General features: G+C 68.7%; 13 protein-coding genes. 5 read left to right on the forward strand and 8 right to left on the reverse strand.

Going from position 1 to position 16,489, the window contains the following annotated elements:
• Window positions 1–14: 14 nt before the first annotated feature.
• The 7 genes from WS57_RS09945 to WS57_RS09975 all read right to left on the reverse strand — a co-directional run bounded on the left by WS57_RS09945 (window position 15) and on the right by WS57_RS09975 (window position 10,132).
• Window positions 15–1,418: a CheR family methyltransferase gene (locus WS57_RS09945; protein WP_059519043.1), complete on the reverse strand. Its 1,404-nt coding sequence runs from the start codon at window positions 1,416–1,418 to the stop codon at window positions 15–17.
• Window positions 1,415–1,927, reverse strand: a complete 513-nt coding sequence (locus tag WS57_RS09950) for a chemotaxis protein CheW (protein WP_059519045.1) — start codon at window positions 1,925–1,927, stop codon at window positions 1,415–1,417. Before WS57_RS09950 ends, WS57_RS09945 begins: the two co-directional genes overlap by 4 nt.
• Window positions 1,924–3,600: a methyl-accepting chemotaxis protein gene (locus WS57_RS09955; RefSeq protein WP_059519047.1), complete on the reverse strand. Its 1,677-nt coding sequence runs from the start codon at window positions 3,598–3,600 to the stop codon at window positions 1,924–1,926. The genes WS57_RS09950 and WS57_RS09955 overlap by 4 nt, the downstream gene beginning before the upstream one ends.
• A 117-nt stretch (window positions 3,601–3,717) precedes the next feature.
• A complete protein-coding gene (locus WS57_RS09960; protein ID WP_069244137.1) occupies window positions 3,718–4,851 on the reverse strand; it encodes a hybrid sensor histidine kinase/response regulator in 1,134 nt (377 codons plus the stop codon).
• A gap of 393 nt (window positions 4,852–5,244) precedes the next feature.
• On the reverse strand, window positions 5,245–6,828 hold the full coding sequence (locus WS57_RS09965; protein ID WP_040130283.1) for a Na+/H+ antiporter: 1,584 nt from the start codon (window positions 6,826–6,828) through the stop codon (window positions 5,245–5,247).
• Window positions 6,829–7,029: 201 nt separating this feature from the next.
• Complete coding sequence (locus WS57_RS09970; protein WP_059519050.1) at window positions 7,030–8,463, reverse strand: aldehyde dehydrogenase family protein; 1,434 nt, start codon at window positions 8,461–8,463, stop codon at window positions 7,030–7,032.
• Between the two features lie 28 nt (window positions 8,464–8,491).
• A complete protein-coding gene (locus tag WS57_RS09975; RefSeq protein WP_059519051.1) occupies window positions 8,492–10,132 on the reverse strand; it encodes an acetolactate synthase large subunit in 1,641 nt (546 codons plus the stop codon).
• Window positions 10,133–10,527: 395 nt separating this feature from the next.
• On the opposite strand from WS57_RS09975, the gene WS57_RS09980 reads away from it, so the two are divergent.
• Complete coding sequence (locus WS57_RS09980) at window positions 10,528–10,872, forward strand: type II toxin-antitoxin system RelE/ParE family toxin (protein ID WP_059519052.1); 345 nt, start codon at window positions 10,528–10,530, stop codon at window positions 10,870–10,872.
• 3 nt (window positions 10,873–10,875) lie between these two features.
• Window positions 10,876–11,175, forward strand: a complete 300-nt coding sequence (locus tag WS57_RS09985; protein WP_009692881.1) for an addiction module antidote protein — start codon at window positions 10,876–10,878, stop codon at window positions 11,173–11,175.
• 39 nt (window positions 11,176–11,214) lie between these two features.
• Here WS57_RS09985 and WS57_RS09990 read toward each other — a convergent pair whose 3' ends face one another.
• Complete coding sequence (locus WS57_RS09990) at window positions 11,215–12,501, reverse strand: DUF445 domain-containing protein (protein ID WP_059519053.1); 1,287 nt, start codon at window positions 12,499–12,501, stop codon at window positions 11,215–11,217.
• Window positions 12,502–12,819: 318 nt separating this feature from the next.
• Here WS57_RS09990 and WS57_RS09995 point away from each other — a divergent pair, with 318 nt between their 5' ends.
• The 3 genes from WS57_RS09995 to WS57_RS10005 all read left to right on the forward strand — a co-directional run bounded on the left by WS57_RS09995 (window position 12,820) and on the right by WS57_RS10005 (window position 16,487).
• Window positions 12,820–13,560, forward strand: a complete 741-nt coding sequence (locus WS57_RS09995) for an IclR family transcriptional regulator (protein WP_009692883.1) — start codon at window positions 12,820–12,822, stop codon at window positions 13,558–13,560.
• Between the two features lie 97 nt (window positions 13,561–13,657).
• Window positions 13,658–15,277: an OPT/YSL family transporter gene (locus WS57_RS10000; RefSeq protein WP_059519054.1), complete on the forward strand. Its 1,620-nt coding sequence runs from the start codon at window positions 13,658–13,660 to the stop codon at window positions 15,275–15,277.
• 25 nt (window positions 15,278–15,302) lie between these two features.
• Complete coding sequence (locus WS57_RS10005; RefSeq protein ID WP_009692886.1) at window positions 15,303–16,487, forward strand: aminotransferase class V-fold PLP-dependent enzyme; 1,185 nt, start codon at window positions 15,303–15,305, stop codon at window positions 16,485–16,487.
• Window positions 16,488–16,489 lie beyond the last annotated feature (2 nt).

Here is a 16,489-nt window from a genome sequence, read left to right on the forward strand (position 1 = left end):
ACCCTTTTTCAGGTTTATCCCGCCGAGCGCCGCGCACGCTCGAGCAGCCATTGTGCGCCGGCGCGATCGCCGCCGACGTCGAGCAGCGTCGCAAGATGCGTGAGCGCCTCGTGGTGCGTGGGCCGCAGATACAGCGCCTTGCGATAGAAATCGCTCGCTTCCGCGGCGCGCCCGCGCGCGTCCGCGATCAGTCCGTTCAGGTAGAACGCGTCGGCATGCGGCCCGACGCGCGCCGAGAACTGCGCGAGCACGCGCTCGGCTTCGTCGAATGCGCCCGCGTTCGCGAGCGCCTGCGCTTCCTCGAGCGTCGGCGCGACGACGTCGGCGACCGGCGCCGCCGGATTCGCCGGCAGCACTACGGCCGGCGCCGGGTCGAAGGCCGTTCGCAGTGCAGGCGACGCGGGCAGCGGCGACGGCGTGTCGTCGAGCCAGGCCGGCGGCGACGCCACGGCCCGCGCCGTGTGCACGGCGGCGACCGGCGCGACCGTGAAGCGGTCCGCGCGCCGGTGCGGCGCAGCCGCCGCCGCGGGCATCGGCGCCGCGCGTCGCGTCGCGCAACCGTCGACGGCCGCGCCGGCGCGTTCGCGATGAAACGCGAACGCGAGCGGAATCCGCGCCGAACGCATCCCGTGCCGCATCGCGACGCCGGTTTCCGCCGGGCCGACGAACAGCATGCCGTCGTCGGCGAGACAGTCGTCGAGCGAGCGGATCACGCGATCCTGCGCGTCGCGGTCGAAATAGATCAGCACGTTGCGGCAGAACACGAAGTCGTAGCGGATGCCGGTGTCCGCCAGCGGCTCCATCAGGTTCGCATGGCGGAACTGCACGCATGCGCGCACGCGCTCGTCGAGCAGCCAGCCGTCCGGCGTGGCCGCGAAATAGCGCGCGCGAAACTCCATCGTGGTGCCGCGAAACGCATTGCGCCCGTAACTGCCGACGCGCGCGTGCTCGATCGCGCGCGCGCTCAGGTCGATCGCGTCGATCGAGAACGCGGACGGGTCGAGCCCCGCGTCGAGCAGCGCCATCGCGACCGAATACGGTTCCTCGCCGGTCGAGCACGGCGCGCTCAGCACGCGAATCACGCGTCCGGGCGCCGCCGCGACGCGCTCGACCGCGAGCCGGCCGACCGTCGCGAACGCTTCGCGGTCGCGGAAAAACCAGGTTTCCGGCACGACGAACAGCTCGATCAGCGCGCGCCGCTCGTCCGCACATCCGTTCAACCGCTGCCAGTACGCGTCGAGCGCTTCCGGCGTCACCGGCGCGCGCGCCGTCGACGGCAGGCGTTCGCCGTCCGCGGCCTGCACCGCGTGCACGCGCTCGGTCACCGCGCGAATCAGGAAATCGTTGCCGAGCGAATCGGGGTCGATGCCGGTCTCGCGCAGCAGCCAGCCGCGAAAACGCGAATCGAAGTCGTTCATGCGGCTCCCCCTTCGTGGTCGGCCACGCTGTCGAACAGATGCAGGCGCGCGACGTCGTCGAGCAGGTCGGCGACCGACACCTGCTGCACGATGCCGTCGGGCGTATTGGCGACCTGACCGAGCCAGCGCGTGCGCAGCGTCGACACGCCGCTCGCGCGGAACGCCGCGCGATCGATCCGCATCGTCTGCGTCGCGCGCTCGACGATCAGCCCGATCAGGTGCTCGGCCGCGGTCGGGCCGGAGCGATACCGCACCATCACCAGCCGGGTCGAGCGCAGCGCATGCGCGCGCCGCCCGAGCGCCAGCATCGGCACGTCGATCACCGGCACCGGCTGGCCGCCGTGCATCAGCAGCCCGGCGATCCAGTCGGGCGCGCCGGGCACGGCCTTGGTGGCCGCGAGCGGCAGCACCGCGTCGATGCCGGCGGCATCGAGCGCATACCGCTCGCCGTCGAGCTCGAACATCAGGAACAGCGCCTGCGCGCCGTTCTGCGACTCGGCGCGCATCACGCGTCGACCTTGAAGCGCGACACGCTGGTGCGCAACTGGTTCGCGACGAGCGTCAGGTCGTCGATCGCCTGCGACGACTGCCGCAGCGACTCGGCCGTCTGCTGCGCGGCTTCGGACAGCTGCGACAGCGCCTGCGTGATCTGCTCGGCGCCGTTCGCCTGCGTCTGCATCCCTTCGTTGACCATCTGGAAGCGCGGCGCGAGCGTCTGCACCTCGGCAATGATCTGCGACAACTGTCCGCCGACCTGCTGCACGTCGAGCATCCCGCGCCGCACTTCCTCGGAGAACTTGTCCATTCCCATCACGCCGGCCGACACGGCCGACTGGATCTCCTTGACGGTCTGCTCGATGTCGTAGGTCGCCACCGCCGTCTGGTCGGCGAGGCGGCGGATCTCGGTCGCGACGACCGCGAAGCCGCGGCCGTATTCGCCGGCCTTCTCGGCCTCGATCGCCGCGTTCAGCGACAGCAGGTTGGTCTGGTCGGCCACCTTGGTGATGGTCGCGACGACCTGGTTGATGTTCAGCGCCTTCTCGTTGAGGATCGCGAGCTTCGCGTTCACCGAGCCGGCCGCATCCATCACGCTGCGCATCGTCTCGCCCATCCGCGTGAGCCCGCTCTGGCTCACGCCCGCGAGCGTCGCCGACTGCTCGGCCACGCCGGCCACCTCGTTCATCGTGCGCAGCAGGTCGCGCGAGGTCGCGAAGATCTCGCGCGAGGTCGCGCCGATCTCGGTCGTGGTCGCCGCGGTCTCGTTCGCGGTCGCCTGCTGTTCGCGCGACGTCGCGGCGATCTCGGCCACCGACGTCGTCACCTGCAGCGACGACTGCTGTGCGCGCGAGACCAGCTCGGTCAGCTCGTCGGCCATCCGGTTGAAGCCCGTCTCGAGCGTGCCGAATTCGTCGCGGCGCCGCAGGTCGAGACGGCGCGTCAGGTTGCCGGTGCGCATCACGTCGTGCACCTCGACGAGCCGCGCCATCGGCCGCGTGATCGACCGGAACAGCCCGTAGCCGAGCCCGAGCGCGGACAGCAGCACGATCGCCAGCGCAACCGCGAGCACCACCTCGGTGTCCTGCACCGAATTGCGGATCAGCTTCGCGGACTGGTCGGCGAACTTGCGGTTCTCCTGCACCAGCGTGTTCGCGTTGCGCACGACCTCGGTCCACACGGGCAGCGCCCTCGCGTAAGCGGCGACGGCCTCGTCGTGCGACGCACGGCCCTTCTGCATCGCGTCGTTCAGCAGCGGCAGGTAGCGGTCGTACGACGCGCGGAAGGTCGCGAAGCGGTTGCGATCGTCGTCGCGGAACGTCGTCGCCTGATAGTCGGCCGTCAGCCCGTCGATGTCCTTCGTCAGCGCGGCGATCCGCGCGAAATCGCGCTGGACCGCGTCGGGCTCCGTGTCGACGAAGGTCGCCTGCTGCAGCGCCATGAAGGTTTCGTTGACGGTGCCGCGCAGCGACGCCGCGAGATAGACGCCGGGCAGCGAGTCGCGCTCGATGCTGACGGCCTCGCTGTTGATCGCGCGCAGCCGCTCGTACGACACGCCGGCGGTCACCAGCATCAGCACGAACAGCACGCCGAAGCTGAGCAGGATGCGATTGCCGAGCGTCAGCCGGACGGCGCCGATCGTCGGAGGCAGGCTTTCATTGTTCGCGCGGGGCGTCACGGTGGCCATGTTCGTTATGGACTTTCTAGTGTCTTGCGTTGAAAAAATCCGCGCCCGCGTACGCGCCGGAGGGCGCGCCGCGAACGCATCGGGATCGGCGCGGCGCCGGCAGGCCGCCCCGGAAAATCACCGTTCCGCCTGTGCCGGCAGCCGGAGCGCGACCATGAAGCCGCGCGCGGAATTGCGCATCAGGATCTGGCCGCGATGCCGCGCCGCGGTCGCGCGCACGAATGCGAGCCCGAGCCCGAAACCGCTGCGCGCCGCGCCATGCGCGGATTCGAGCCGCACGAACGACTCGGTCGCGGCCGTGCGTTGCTCGGGCGCGATGCCGGGGCCGGCATCCTCGACGCCGATCAGCCACGCGCCGTCCTCTTCGCTCAGCGTGCAGTGCACGTCCGCGCCGCTCGGGCCGTATTTCAGCCCGTTGTCGATCAGGTTCGCGACCGCGCGCGTCAGCATCATGCGGTCGCCCATCGTCACGCATTCTGCGTCGGGCACGTGCGCGACGACGCGGCTGCCGAACCCGGCGGCCTTCTCCCACAGCTGGTCGACGGCGTCGAGCACGATCTCGTTGAGACTCACGACCTCGTGCGCGCGGCGCTCGGACTGCGCGCGGGTCAGGTGGATGAAGCCGTCGGCGAGCGCGAGCGCGCGCCGCGCATGGCCCGCGATCCGCTCCATGATCGCCGGCATGTCGCCGTGCTCGGCCCGGTAGACATCGAGCAGCGCCAGAATCGACGTCTGCGGCGAGCGCATGTCGTGCGACAGGAAGTCGAGCGCCTCGTCGCGCTGCCGCGACATCAGATACGAATTCGAGTGATAGCGGATGCGCGCGGCCAGTTCCATCGCGTCGGGCAGCTTGACGAGATAGTCGTTCGCGCCGGCGATGAACGCTTCGCGCTTGACGATCGGCTCTTCCTTCGCCGACAGCACGATGATCGGCACACGTGCGGTTTCGGCGTCCGCGCGCCACGCGCGCACGAGATCGAGGCCGTCGATGTCGGGCATCACGAGATCCTGCAGGATCACCGTCGGCTTCACGTCGCGTGCGACCGCCATCGCACGGTGCGCATCGGTGCACACGTGCAGGTCGATGTCGTGTTCGCTGCGCAGCGCACGCCGGATCACCTCGCCGACGAACGGCTGATCGTCGACGAGCAGGACCGATAGCCCCGACTCCAGACAATCCGAGGCATTTTCACCGATCGATTCTTTCATAAATACAGTTTCAAACGCCCAATCTCCAATCGATTCTTTCATAGGAGTTGTTTATCCGACTTGTACGCCATCTTATTTTGGCGGTTGAGAGGTCCGCCTGTTTTTGCCGATCTGGCCCATCAGCGTTGCCTCGCGGGGCTCCGAGCGCCGTTTTTCCCCGTCGGCGATCGCATTACCTCCGCACGCTTTCTCTCAATAAAGATAACCGGCTGATTCTAAATGAAATTAGAACACAGCATCTATCTCCTTCCGGTTTAGTTTTGCCAAATATGCGGAAACAGCCGGAATCAGATAAATCTGATCATTTCCGGAATCGGGGGGCGGGAGCGCCCGGCGGCCGGGAACGACGCAGGCCGCGACGCACGGCGTGCAAACGCGCACGCCGCAGCGTGCGCGTCGCACGGCCGTTTCGGGGCTGGATCCGGCCGCGGCGGCCTAGCCGCGGGCGTGCTGCGCGGACACTTCCTGCAGGTCGAGATCGCGTTCGAGCGCGTGCAGCATCTCGTCGTGGATGCGGTTCGAACGGTGCAGGCGCAACAGTTCCGCGCGCCCGGCGCGGATCGCGGCCAGCACCACGTCGTAGTGCGCGGCGCGCACCTCCGCCGGATACTCGGGCTCGTTCTTCGCCCGCTCGGTCAGTTGCGCGCGGTAGGTGTACTGCTCGAGCAGGCGCGGATGAATCACGACCCCGTTCTCGTCGCGCACCAGCGGCTGGATCGCCGCGAGCTGCGCCGCTTCGATGTAGGCCCAGGTCTGCGGCTCGGTCAGGTGATGGGTGGCGCGCTGTTCCCGGGGCGGCAGGCGCAGCATCCGGATCAGCGGCCCGATGGTCGTGCCCTGCAGCAGCACCGTGACGAGGATCACCGCGAACGCGGCGACCAGGATCAGGTCGCGGCCCGGCATCGCGTCGGGCAGCGACAGCGCGATCGCGAGCGTCACGACGCCGCGCATGCCGGCCCAGCTCATGATCGTCGCGGCCTTCCAGTCGGGCGCGTCGACGCGCCGCGCAAGCCCGCGCACCGGCCATTTCAGCGCCTCGACCGCATAGATCCAGACGAAGCGCGACAGGATCACCGCCGCCAGCACCGCGCCCACCGGCGGCAGCATCGTCGCGAGCACCTGCTCGAACCCGCCGAGGCGCTGCATCGCGCCGCGCAGCGACAGCCCGATCAGCACGAACACCAGCGCCTCGAGCAGGAACACGATCACCTGCCAGAACGCGGTGCCGCGCGTGCGCACGGCGGCCGAGAACACCTCGTGCTGGTGCCAGCCGACGATCATGCCGGCCGTCACGGTCGCGATCACGCCCGACACCTCGGCCATTTCGCCGGCGATATACGCGATCCAGCCGGCGAGCACCGCGACGGTGATCACCAGGTAGTCGTCGTCGAGCAGCTTGAGGAACCATACGATCAGCCGGCCGACCACGAAGCCGACCACCACGCCGCCGAGCCCGAGCTCCAGGAAGCCGACCACCGCATGGCCGGCGCTGAAGACGCCCGTCATCGCGGCCGCGATCGCGATACGGAACAGCACGAGGCCCGCCGCATCGTTCAGCAGGCTCTCGCCTTCGAGCAGCACCATCAGCCGGCGCGGCAGCGCGACGCGTTCGAGCACGGCCTTCGCCGCCACCGCGTCGGGCGGCGACACGATCGCGCCGAGCGCGAAGCACGCGGCCCACGGCAGCGACGGCACGGCCCAGTGCACCGCGAGACCGACCGCCAGCGTCGTGAACGCGACCGCGCCGATCGCGAGCAGCAGGATCCCGCCGACGTTGCGCTTGAACTCCTCCCACACGGAGAAATACGCGCCGTCCATCAGCAGCGGCGGCAGGAACACGACGAGCACCAGGTCGGGATCGAGGTTGACGGGCGGCAGGCCGGGAATGAATGCGATGCCGATGCCGCCGACCAGCAGCGCGGCGGCGGGCGGCAGGCGCAGCCGCTTGGCGATGCATTCGAGCGCGACGATCGCCAGGAATGACAACAAAACCAGCTTGAATGCCGAGACGTTGGACATGAAACGACCTTGTGACGAATGAATGCGCGGCCCGCCCGGGGCGTATCCCGGCCGGCGTTTCGCGCGATTACATCACGAGGCCGTGCATGCAGTCGAGATCGTCAGGGCTGCTGCACGCGGCGGCGGGCGCCAGGCCGGCGCGCCCGGCATGAAAAACGGCACGCGGCCAGCCCGCGTGCCGTCGTGTTGCCGCGCCGCGCGTCACCGGCGCCGCACGACCATCAGGCGCGGTTCGGTCATGTCCTCGATCGCGTAGCGGATCCCTTCGCGGCCGAGCCCCGAGTCCTTCACGCCGCCGTACGGCATGTTGTCGACGCGGAACGACGGCACGTCGTTGATCACCACGCCGCCGACTTCCAGCTCGTCCCACGCGCGCTGCGCGTGCGCGAGCGAATCGGTAAACACGCCGGCCTGCAGCCCGAAGTCGCTGTCGTTTACGCGCGCGAGCGCATCGTCGAACCGGTCGAACTTCTCGAGGATCGCGACCGGGCCGAACGCCTCCTTCCGGTAAAGATCCTGCTCGCGGCCGACGTTCTCGAGCAGCGTCGCCTCGAACATCGCGCCGTCGACCTTGCCGCCCGCGACGATCTTCGCGCCCGCCGCGACGGCCGCGTCCATCCAGCCCGACAGCCGGCGCGATTCGGATTCGGAGATCATCGGGCCGACGAAGGTCGACGGGTCCTTCGGGTCGCCCATCTTCAGCGCACGCGTCTTCGCGGCCAGCTTGTCGCGCAGCGCGTCGTAGAGATCGGCATGCACGAGGATCCGCTGCACGCCGATGCAGCTCTGGCCCGACTGGTAGAACGCGCCGAACGCGAGACGCTCGACCACGTAGTCGAGCTGCTCGCGCTGGTCCGCGTCCACGATCGCCGCGGCGTTGCCGCCGAGCTCCAGCACGACTTTCTTCTTGCCGGCCTTCTCCTTCAGCGCCCAGCCGACGGCCGGCGACCCGGTAAACGACAGCAGCCTGAAACGCTCGTCGGTCGTAAACAGGTCCGCGCCGTCGCGATGCGCGGGCAGCACCGAGAACGCACCCTTCGGCAGGTCGGTTTCGGCCAGCACTTCGCCGATGATCAGCGCGCCGATCGGCGTGCGGCTCGCGGGCTTCAGCACGAACGGGCAGCCGGCCGCGAGCGCCGGCGCGACCTTGTGCGCGGCGAGGTTCAGCGGGAAGTTGAACGGCGAGATGAACGAGCACGGCCCGATGGGCACGCGGCGCGTATAGCCGGTATAGCCCTGCGCGCGCGCCGAGATCTCGAGGTTGATCACTTCGCCGTCGATGCGCACCGACTCCTCGGCGGCGACGCGGAACGTATCGATCAGCCGCGTCACCTCGCCCTTCGAGTCGTTGATCGGCTTGCCGGCCTCGATGCACAGCGCTTCGGCGAGTTCGTCGAAGCGCTCGCGAAAACGCGCGACGCAGTGGTCGAGCACGGCCTGCCGCCTGAACGCGGGCAGCTCGCGCATCGGCTTCGCGGCCTCGACCGCCGCGCCGATCGCCGCATCGATCGCCTTCGCGTCGGCCAGCGCGACGCGCGTCGCGACCTTGCCGCTGTACTTGTCGGTGACTTCGAGATCGGTATTCGCGTAGACGGCCTCGTTGGCCAGGTAGTACGGATAGGTTTCCTTCAGCATGGAATGGCTCCTTCCGGTGAACGGGGGTTCAGAGCTGCGCCGACAGCCGCTTGATCTCGCGGTTCAGCACGCGCTCGTTGTCCGAATAGTCGACCGGCACGTCGATCACGTGCACGCCCGGCGACGCGAAGCATTCGCGCAGCAGCGGCTCGAGCGCATCGGCCGATTCGACGCGATGGCCGTGCGCGCCGTAGCTTTGCGCGTACGACACGAAATCGGGGTTCTGCAGCGTCATCGCGAAATCGGGGAAGTTCATGTTTTCCTGCTTCCAGCGGATCATCCCGAACGCATCGTCGCGCAGGATCATCACGACGATGTCGAGCTTCAGCCGCACGGCCGTTTCGAGCTCCTGCGAATTCATCATGAAGCCGCCGTCGCCGCACACCGCGATCACCTTGCGCTGCGGATGCACGATCTTCGTCGCGATCGCCGACGGCAGGCCAGCGCCCATCGACGCGAGCGCGTTGTCGAGCAGCAGCGAGTTCGGTTCGTGCGCGCGCCAGTAGCGTGCGAACCAGATCTTGTACATGCCGTTGTCGAGGCAGACGATCCCGTCGACGGGCAGCGCGTTGTACAGGTCGTTGACGATGCGCACCGGGTACATCGGGAAGCGCGGGTCGTGCTGCCCCTTCTGCAGGTGCGCGTCGAAATGCTCCTTGATCATCGCGAAGCGCGTGAAATCCCAGTGCGGCTGCGGCGCGATCGCCTCCTTCATCTGCCAGACCGCGTTCGCGATGTCGCCGACCACCTCGATCTGCGGGAAATAGACGGGATCGACCTGCGCGCCGAGGAAGTTCACGTGGATCACGGTCTTGTCGTCCGCGCGCATGAAGAACGGCGGCTTCTCGATCACGTCGTGGCCGACGTTGATGATGCAGTCCGCATGCTCGATCGCGCGGTGCACGAAGTCGCCGTCGGACAGCGTCGCGTTGCCGAGCCACAGCGGGTGCGTCTCGTCGATCACGCCCTTGCCCATCTGCGTCGTGAAGAACGGGATGCCCGTCTTGTCGACGAATTCGAGCAGCATCTTGCAGGTCGTCTTGCGGTTGCCGCCCGCGCCGATCATCAGCAGCGGATGACGTGCGGCCTGGATCGCGTCGACCGCGTGCGCGACCGCCTTCTCCTCGGCGATCGGCCGCCGGCTGAAGCTGCGCGGGATCGGCTTGCCGTCGCCTTCCTCGTGCGCGATGTCCTCGGGCAGCTCGAGGTGCGCGGCGCCCGGACGCTCCTCCTCGGCGCGGCGGAACGCTTCGCGCACCGCCGACGGGATGTTGCCGATCGACACGATCTGCCGCGTGAACTTGGTGAGCGGCTGCATCATGTCGACGACGTCGACGATCTGGAAGTGGCCCTGCTTGCTGGACTTGATCGGCTTCTGGCCCGTGATCATCAGCATCGGCATCCCGCCGAGCTGCGCATAGGCGGCGGCCGTCACGAAGTTGGTCGCGCCCGGCCCGAGCGTCGACAGGCACACGCCGGTGCGGCCCGTCAGGCGGCCGTAGGTGGCGGCCATGAAGCCGGCCGCCTGCTCGTGCCGGGTCAGCACGAGCTTGATCTTCGATCGCCGCAGCGATTCGAGCAGATCGAGGTTTTCCTCGCCGGGAATGCCGAACACGTACTCGACGCCTTCGGCTTCCAGCGCCTTCACGAACAGATCCGATGCTTTCATGGGGACTCTCGGTTGATGCCGCCTGCCCGGCCTACGGACGCGCGACGTTCAGGACGCGCGCCGGCCTACGGCGCGCGGACGCTTACCTGCTGGACTGAGACCACGGGCACTGCCCGCCGCGCGCTGCGCGACGGCGCCTCCGGCTCCCGGAGGACGAACGGATCCGCCGGCGCGCGAGCTGCGCGCGCCGGCGGCAAGGACGCTTTCGATTGTAGACGCTATCGCGAAATGGCGACTTCGGCGGCACCCGCGCCGCGCCCGTCGCAGGGTCGTCCGGATGGCCGGGAACGCCCGCGCGGCGGCAACATGGCCCTATAGTCGGAGCGCCTGCCTGCGTCGCGCCAGCTGCACGGCCGCGACATCGAGGCGCGCACTTCGAATGGAATCTGTGAACCATGGTTTACATACCGACGACAACACGCTACACTCCGCCCATCTACAGCATTCGCACCACCGACGTGTTCGACGCGTGGTTCGACGCGCTGCAGGACCGCGTCGCGAAACGCCGCATTCAGGCGCGCATCGACCGGCTGTCGATGGGCAATCCGGGCGACTGGAAATCCGCCGGCGCGCCGATCGTCGAAATGCGGATCGACCACGGCCCCGGCTACCGCGTCTACTACACGCGGCGGGAGTCGATCTGGGTGATCCTGCTTTGCGGCGGCGACAAGTCGACGCAACGGGCGGACATCCGCGCCGCGCACGCGATGCTCGCGCATCTCGATTTCGATACGGAGTGAGCGATGGACAAGATCAAGACCCGGCCCTGGGATTCGGCCGAACACCTGAAAACCGAAGACGACATGGCCGATTATTTCGACGCCTGTCTGCAGGAAGCCGGCGACGATCCGGCATTCATCGCGCATGCGCTCGGCGTGATCGCACGCGCGCGCGGCATGTCGCAGGTCGCACGCGATGCGGGCCTGTCGCGCGAAGGGCTGTACAAGGCGCTGTCGCACGACGGCAACCCGAGCTTCGGCACGATCCTGAAGGTCATCAAGGCGCTCGGCCTGCAGCTGCACGGCTCGAAAGCACACGCGTGACGCGCGCGCCGCGCGCCGCCGCGCGCCGGTCCGGCCGCCTCAGTGCAGCCAGCCGCTCGCCCAGCGCGGCACCAGCGACACCAGATACAAGCCCAGCCCGATCAGCCCGCCGACCAGCGTGCCGTTGATGCGGATGTACTGCAGGTCCTTGCCGATGTTCAGCTCGATCTGCCGCGACATCTCGCGCGCATCCCAGTTGCGCACCGTGTCGCGAATGTGACGCATCAGGAAGTCCGCGAAATCCGGCGCGATCTCGTGCACGGCCTTCTCGATATGCTCGTTCAGTGACGCGCGCAAGGCGGGGCTTTCCGCGAGCCGCGCGCCGAGCCAGCCGCCGAGCGTCGCGGCCTGCCGGTGCAGCGCCGAATCGGGGCGCGCGAGATCGGCCTTCAGCCACGCGCGCAACTGCACCCACAGATCCTTCAGGTACAGGTTGAACGCTTCGCCGTCGCGGATGTAGCGCTTGATTTCCTCGCCTTTCTCCACAAAAGCCGGATCGTGCTTCAGCCGCTCGGTCAGGCGTGCGACGACGCGATCGAAACGCTGGCGCAGCTCGTGGTCGGGGTCCGCGGCGACGCCCTCGAGCACGCGGCTGACCGCATTCGCCACCAGCTGCGCGCCGTTCTCGCCGAGCCAGTGCGTCGGCATGATCTTCTCGAACTTCGGGTACTGCGTCTTCAGCCATTCGACGATGAAGCCCGCGATCACCTCGCGGTTCTCCTCCTTGCCGAGCACGTCGACGATCTGCTCGATCGCGTCGTCGAGCATCGCCTGGTGGCGGCCGTCCTTCGTCAGCGTGTCGAGGATCGCGCCGGCCGACTGCGACAGGTCGACCTTGTCGATCAGCGCGCGGAATGCGTCGTGGACGAACGACTGGATGCGCGCGTCGTCGGTCATGTCGAGCGCGAAGCTCATCAGCCTGGTCGCGTAGCCGCCCAGCGCATCGGTGTTCGCCGGATCGCCGAGCCACGCGCCGAGCTTCTGCGCCGGATCGTGCTGGCGAATCTGCGCGGCGAGCGCGTCGGGGCCGAGGAATTTCTCGCGCACGAACGCCGCGAGGTTGTCGGCGATCTTGTCCTTGTTCTGCGGAATGATCTCGGTGTGGCGCGACACGAACGGGATCGGCACGCGACGGAACAGCGCGACGACCGCGAACCAGTCGGCGAGCGCGCCCACCATCGCGGCCTCGGCCACGGCCTTGACGCCGTCGATCCACGGGCCGCGCGGCAGGACGATCGTCGTCGCGAATACCGCGACCGCGGCCAGCAGCAGCCACAGCGCGCGGCGCTTGCTGCGTTTCAGTTCGAGGGCTTTGTCTGGCGTCATGGGCAACCGGCAGCGCGAAAGATGCCGTCAATATGCACCGACTCGGCGGTCGCCGCCAAATACCCGGCCCCCTTTTACCGGCAGGACGCCCAGGCGCCCGGCCGGCCCATTCCCCTCCCCGTTCACGCCGCCCGCCATCGGGATCCCACCGCCTCCGGGACGCCGCTGCGCTCCCTTCGCCCCCGTCGATCGCCCGCTGTGCCCCGCCAGACGGACTGTCTCTCGATTTGGCGTTTACCCGGATAGCACGACGCCGCGCCAACGCCGCAGACTGATTTCACATTTCGAGACAATGTCTCCTATATAGAGACACACATCATGCTCAAGACACTCAGCAGCGCACTGCAACTGATGCAGTACTTCACCGCCCGGCAAGCCGTATGGGGCGTTCGCGAACTCGCGAAGGAAAGCGGCGTGCATCACGCGATCGTCCATCGCGTGCTCGCGACGTTCGCGGCCGAGGGCTACCTCGTGCAGGACGACGCGGGCCGCTATGCGCTCGGCCTGCGCTGGTTCGAGATGGGCGAGATCGTGCGGCGCTCGCTGTCGCCGTCGCAGATCGTCGAGCCCGCGCTGCACCGGCTCGCGCAGCAGAGCGGCGAGACCGTGTTCCTGTCGCTGCTCGACGGCTACGAAGGGCTGTGCCTCGACATCGCGCACGGCGACCAGCAGCTGCGCTTCTCGATCGAGGAAGGCCAGCGCTTCGCGCTGCACGCGGGCGCACACGGCAAGGCGATGCTCGCGTTCCAGCCCGACCCGGTGCGCGACGAGGTCTATGCGCGCGCCGCGAAGGCCGGCCAGGCGGTCGATCGCGCGGCCGTCGAGGCGCGCCTCGAGGTGATCCGCGAGCACGGCTGGGCGTACACGCGCGAAGAAGCCGCGACCGGCGTGGCCGGCCTCGCGGTGCCGCTCACCGCGAAAGGCAGCCGCTCGGTCGCCGGTTCGCTCGCGATCTCGGGGCCGATGCAGCGCCTCGACGAATCGGCCGTGCCGCGCCTGCTGGACGCGCTGAACGACGCGCGCCGCAAGATCGAAAGCGTGCTCAGCCTGATGCGCTGAGCGCCGCTGCCGTCCGAATTTCGCGCCGAATTCGCCCGACTCGTCGACGGGCCGGCCCGCTACATCACAACAAGCCACAGGCATTGAGGAGAAACCCATGAACGCTTTGCAAGACGCGCAGGCCGGCGACCCCGCCGCCTCCGCGGCCCCGTCCGGCGCCCCGCGCGTCCGCTTCGCCGAACCGGTGCTGCTGATCGTGTCGGTCGTGCTGTCCGTGCTCGGCGCGATCATCGGCATGCAGCTGATCGTGTCGCTCGGCATTTCGGCGAACACGTCGATCATCGGCGCGCTGATCGCGATCGTGTTTTCGCGCATTCCGCATGAACTCGCGCGGCGCTTTCGCGTGCTCGAACGCCAGAACCTCGTGCAGACCGCGATCTCGTCGGCCACGTTCGGCGCCGCCAACTCGCTGATGATCCCGATCGGCGTGCCGTACGCGATGGGCATGCCCGAACTCGCGACGCCGATGCTGATCGGCGCGCTCGCCGCGATGCTGGTCGACGGCACGATGCTGTACCTGCTGTTCGGCAGCAAGATCTTCCCGGCGACCGGCAGCTGGCCGTCGGGCGTCGCGACCGCTGAGGCGATCTGGGCCGGCGACCGCGGCGGTCGCAAGGCCGCGTTCCTCGGGATCGGCGTCGCGGTCGGCGTGGCCGGCGCGTGGCTCGGCGTGCCGATGTCCGCGTTCGGCGCAGCGTTCCTCGGCAACCTCGCCGCGCTGACGATGTTCGGCCTCGGCCTGCTGGTGCGCGGCTACTCGGTCGCGCTGACCGGCGTCGACATCGCGAAGGCCTACATCCCGCACGGCGTGATGATCGGCGCGGGCGCCGTCGCGATGCTGCAGGTGTCGGCGGAAATCCGCCGCGCGCGCCGCGCGCCGGTCGACGAAGCGGGCACCGGCGACGTGTCGCCGCGCCGCGCGGGCCGCATCCTCGGCCTCGGCTATCTCGTCTACATGCTGATCGCACTGGTGATCGTCGGCTGCACCGGCGGCTTCTCGGAAATGTCGACCGGCATGCTGATCGTGTTCGTGCTGTACGCGGCGTTCGCGGCCTACATCCACGAACTGATCGTCGGCATCGCCGCGATGCACTCGGGCTGGTTCCCCGCGTTCGCGGTCGCGCTGATCACGCTGACGATCGGCATCCTGATCGGCTTCCCGGCGCCGGCGCTGGCGGTGCTGGTCGGCTTCTCGGCCGCGACGGGCCCCGCATTCGCCGACATGGGCTACGACCTCAAGACCGGCTTCCTGCTGCGCGGCTCGGGCCAGGACCCCGCGCTGGAACTGGCCGGCCGCCGCCAGCAGTTCCTCGCGGCCACGCTCGGCTTCGTCGTGGCAGGCATCGTCGTCGTGCTGTTCCACCACGGCTTCTTCAGCCGCGACATGCTGCCGCCGGTCGATCGCGTCTACGCGGCGTCGATCAGGGCCGGCTCGTCGTGGGACATCGCGCGCAACCTCGCGATCTGGGCCGTGCCCGGCGCTTTGCTGCAATGGCTCGGCGGCGCGAAGCGCCAGCTCGGCGTGCTGCTGTCGACCGGCATGCTGCTCACCTCGCCGCTCGCCGGCTTCGCGGTGCTGTTCGGCCTCGCGATCCGCTTCATCCTGCTGCGCACGCGCGGCGAGCGCGACGTCGCCGAAATGAGCGCCTTCGCCGGCGGCGTGATCGCGGGCGACGCGCTGTTCAGCTTCACGCGTTCGCTGATCAAGCTCAAGTAATTCCGTTTCACCCACAGGACTTTCGATGGACATCACCGCAATCCGCGCCGATACGCCGCTGACGGCCTCGACGATCTACCTCGATACGGCCGCCGCGTCGCTGCCGCCCGAACCCGTGCTGGACACCGTCAACGACTACCTGCGCGACACGGGCCGCGTCGGCATCTACCTGCCCGCGTTCCGCAAGACGACCTACGCACGCGTCGACGCCGTGCGCACGCAGCTCGCCGCGTTCATCGGCGCGCAGGCCGACGAAATCGCGTTCACCAAGAACGCCACCGAGGCGATCTCGATCGTCGCGCAGGGGATGCGCTGGCAGCCGGGCGACGAAGTGCTGGTCGCCGATACCGAAATGCTCAGCAACCTGCTGCCGTGGAAGCGGCTCGAGACGACGCACGGCATCGTCGTGAAGATGGTCGCCGCGAACGACGAAGGACTGCTGTCGCCGGACGCGTTCGCGCAGGCGATCACGCCGCGCACGCGCCTGCTGACGTTCTCGCACGTGCCGAACTCATCGGGCGCGCTGCAGGATGCCGCCGGACTGTGCGCGGTCGCGCGCACGCACGGCGTGCTGTCGCTCGTCAACGCGTCGCAGAGCGTCGGCATGGTCGCCACCGACGTGCTCGCGCTCGGCTGCGATTTCCTCGCGGGCTGCGGCCGCAAGGCGCTGCGCGCGACCGAAGGCTCGGGCTTTCTGTACGTGAGGCGCGAGCAGGTCGAGAGGCTCGAACCCGTGCTCGCGGGCTGGTGGAACGGCGCCTGCGATCGCGCGACCGGCGCGCTGTCGTTCGTCGCCGGCGCGAAGCGCTTCGAGGCCGGCTGCCCGATCGTGCCGGCGATCCTCGGCCTCGGCGCCGCGCTCGACTATGCGCAGCGCATCGGCATCGACGCGATCGAGGCGCGCGTGCGCGAGCTGACCGCCTACGCGGTCGAGCGCTTCGCGACGCTGCCGGGCTTCGAGCTGTACGGCCCGCGCGATACGGCGCGCCGCATCGGCATCGTGCCGTTCAACCTGCGCGGCGTCGATCCCGCGTCGATCGTCGCGGCGCTCGAAGCGCAGCAATGCATCATCGAGGCCGGCAATTTCATGGCCGACGCGATCCTCGCGCGCTACGGCGTATCGACGATGGCGCGCGTCTCGCTGCACTACTTCAACACGCGCGAAGAAATCGAGCGCGTCGCCGAGCTGATCCGCGCGGCGGCCCACTGAGC

The sequence above is a fragment of the Burkholderia pseudomultivorans genome (genome assembly GCF_001718415.1).
GTDB classification, from domain to species: Bacteria; Pseudomonadota; Gammaproteobacteria; order Burkholderiales; family Burkholderiaceae; genus Burkholderia; species Burkholderia pseudomultivorans_A.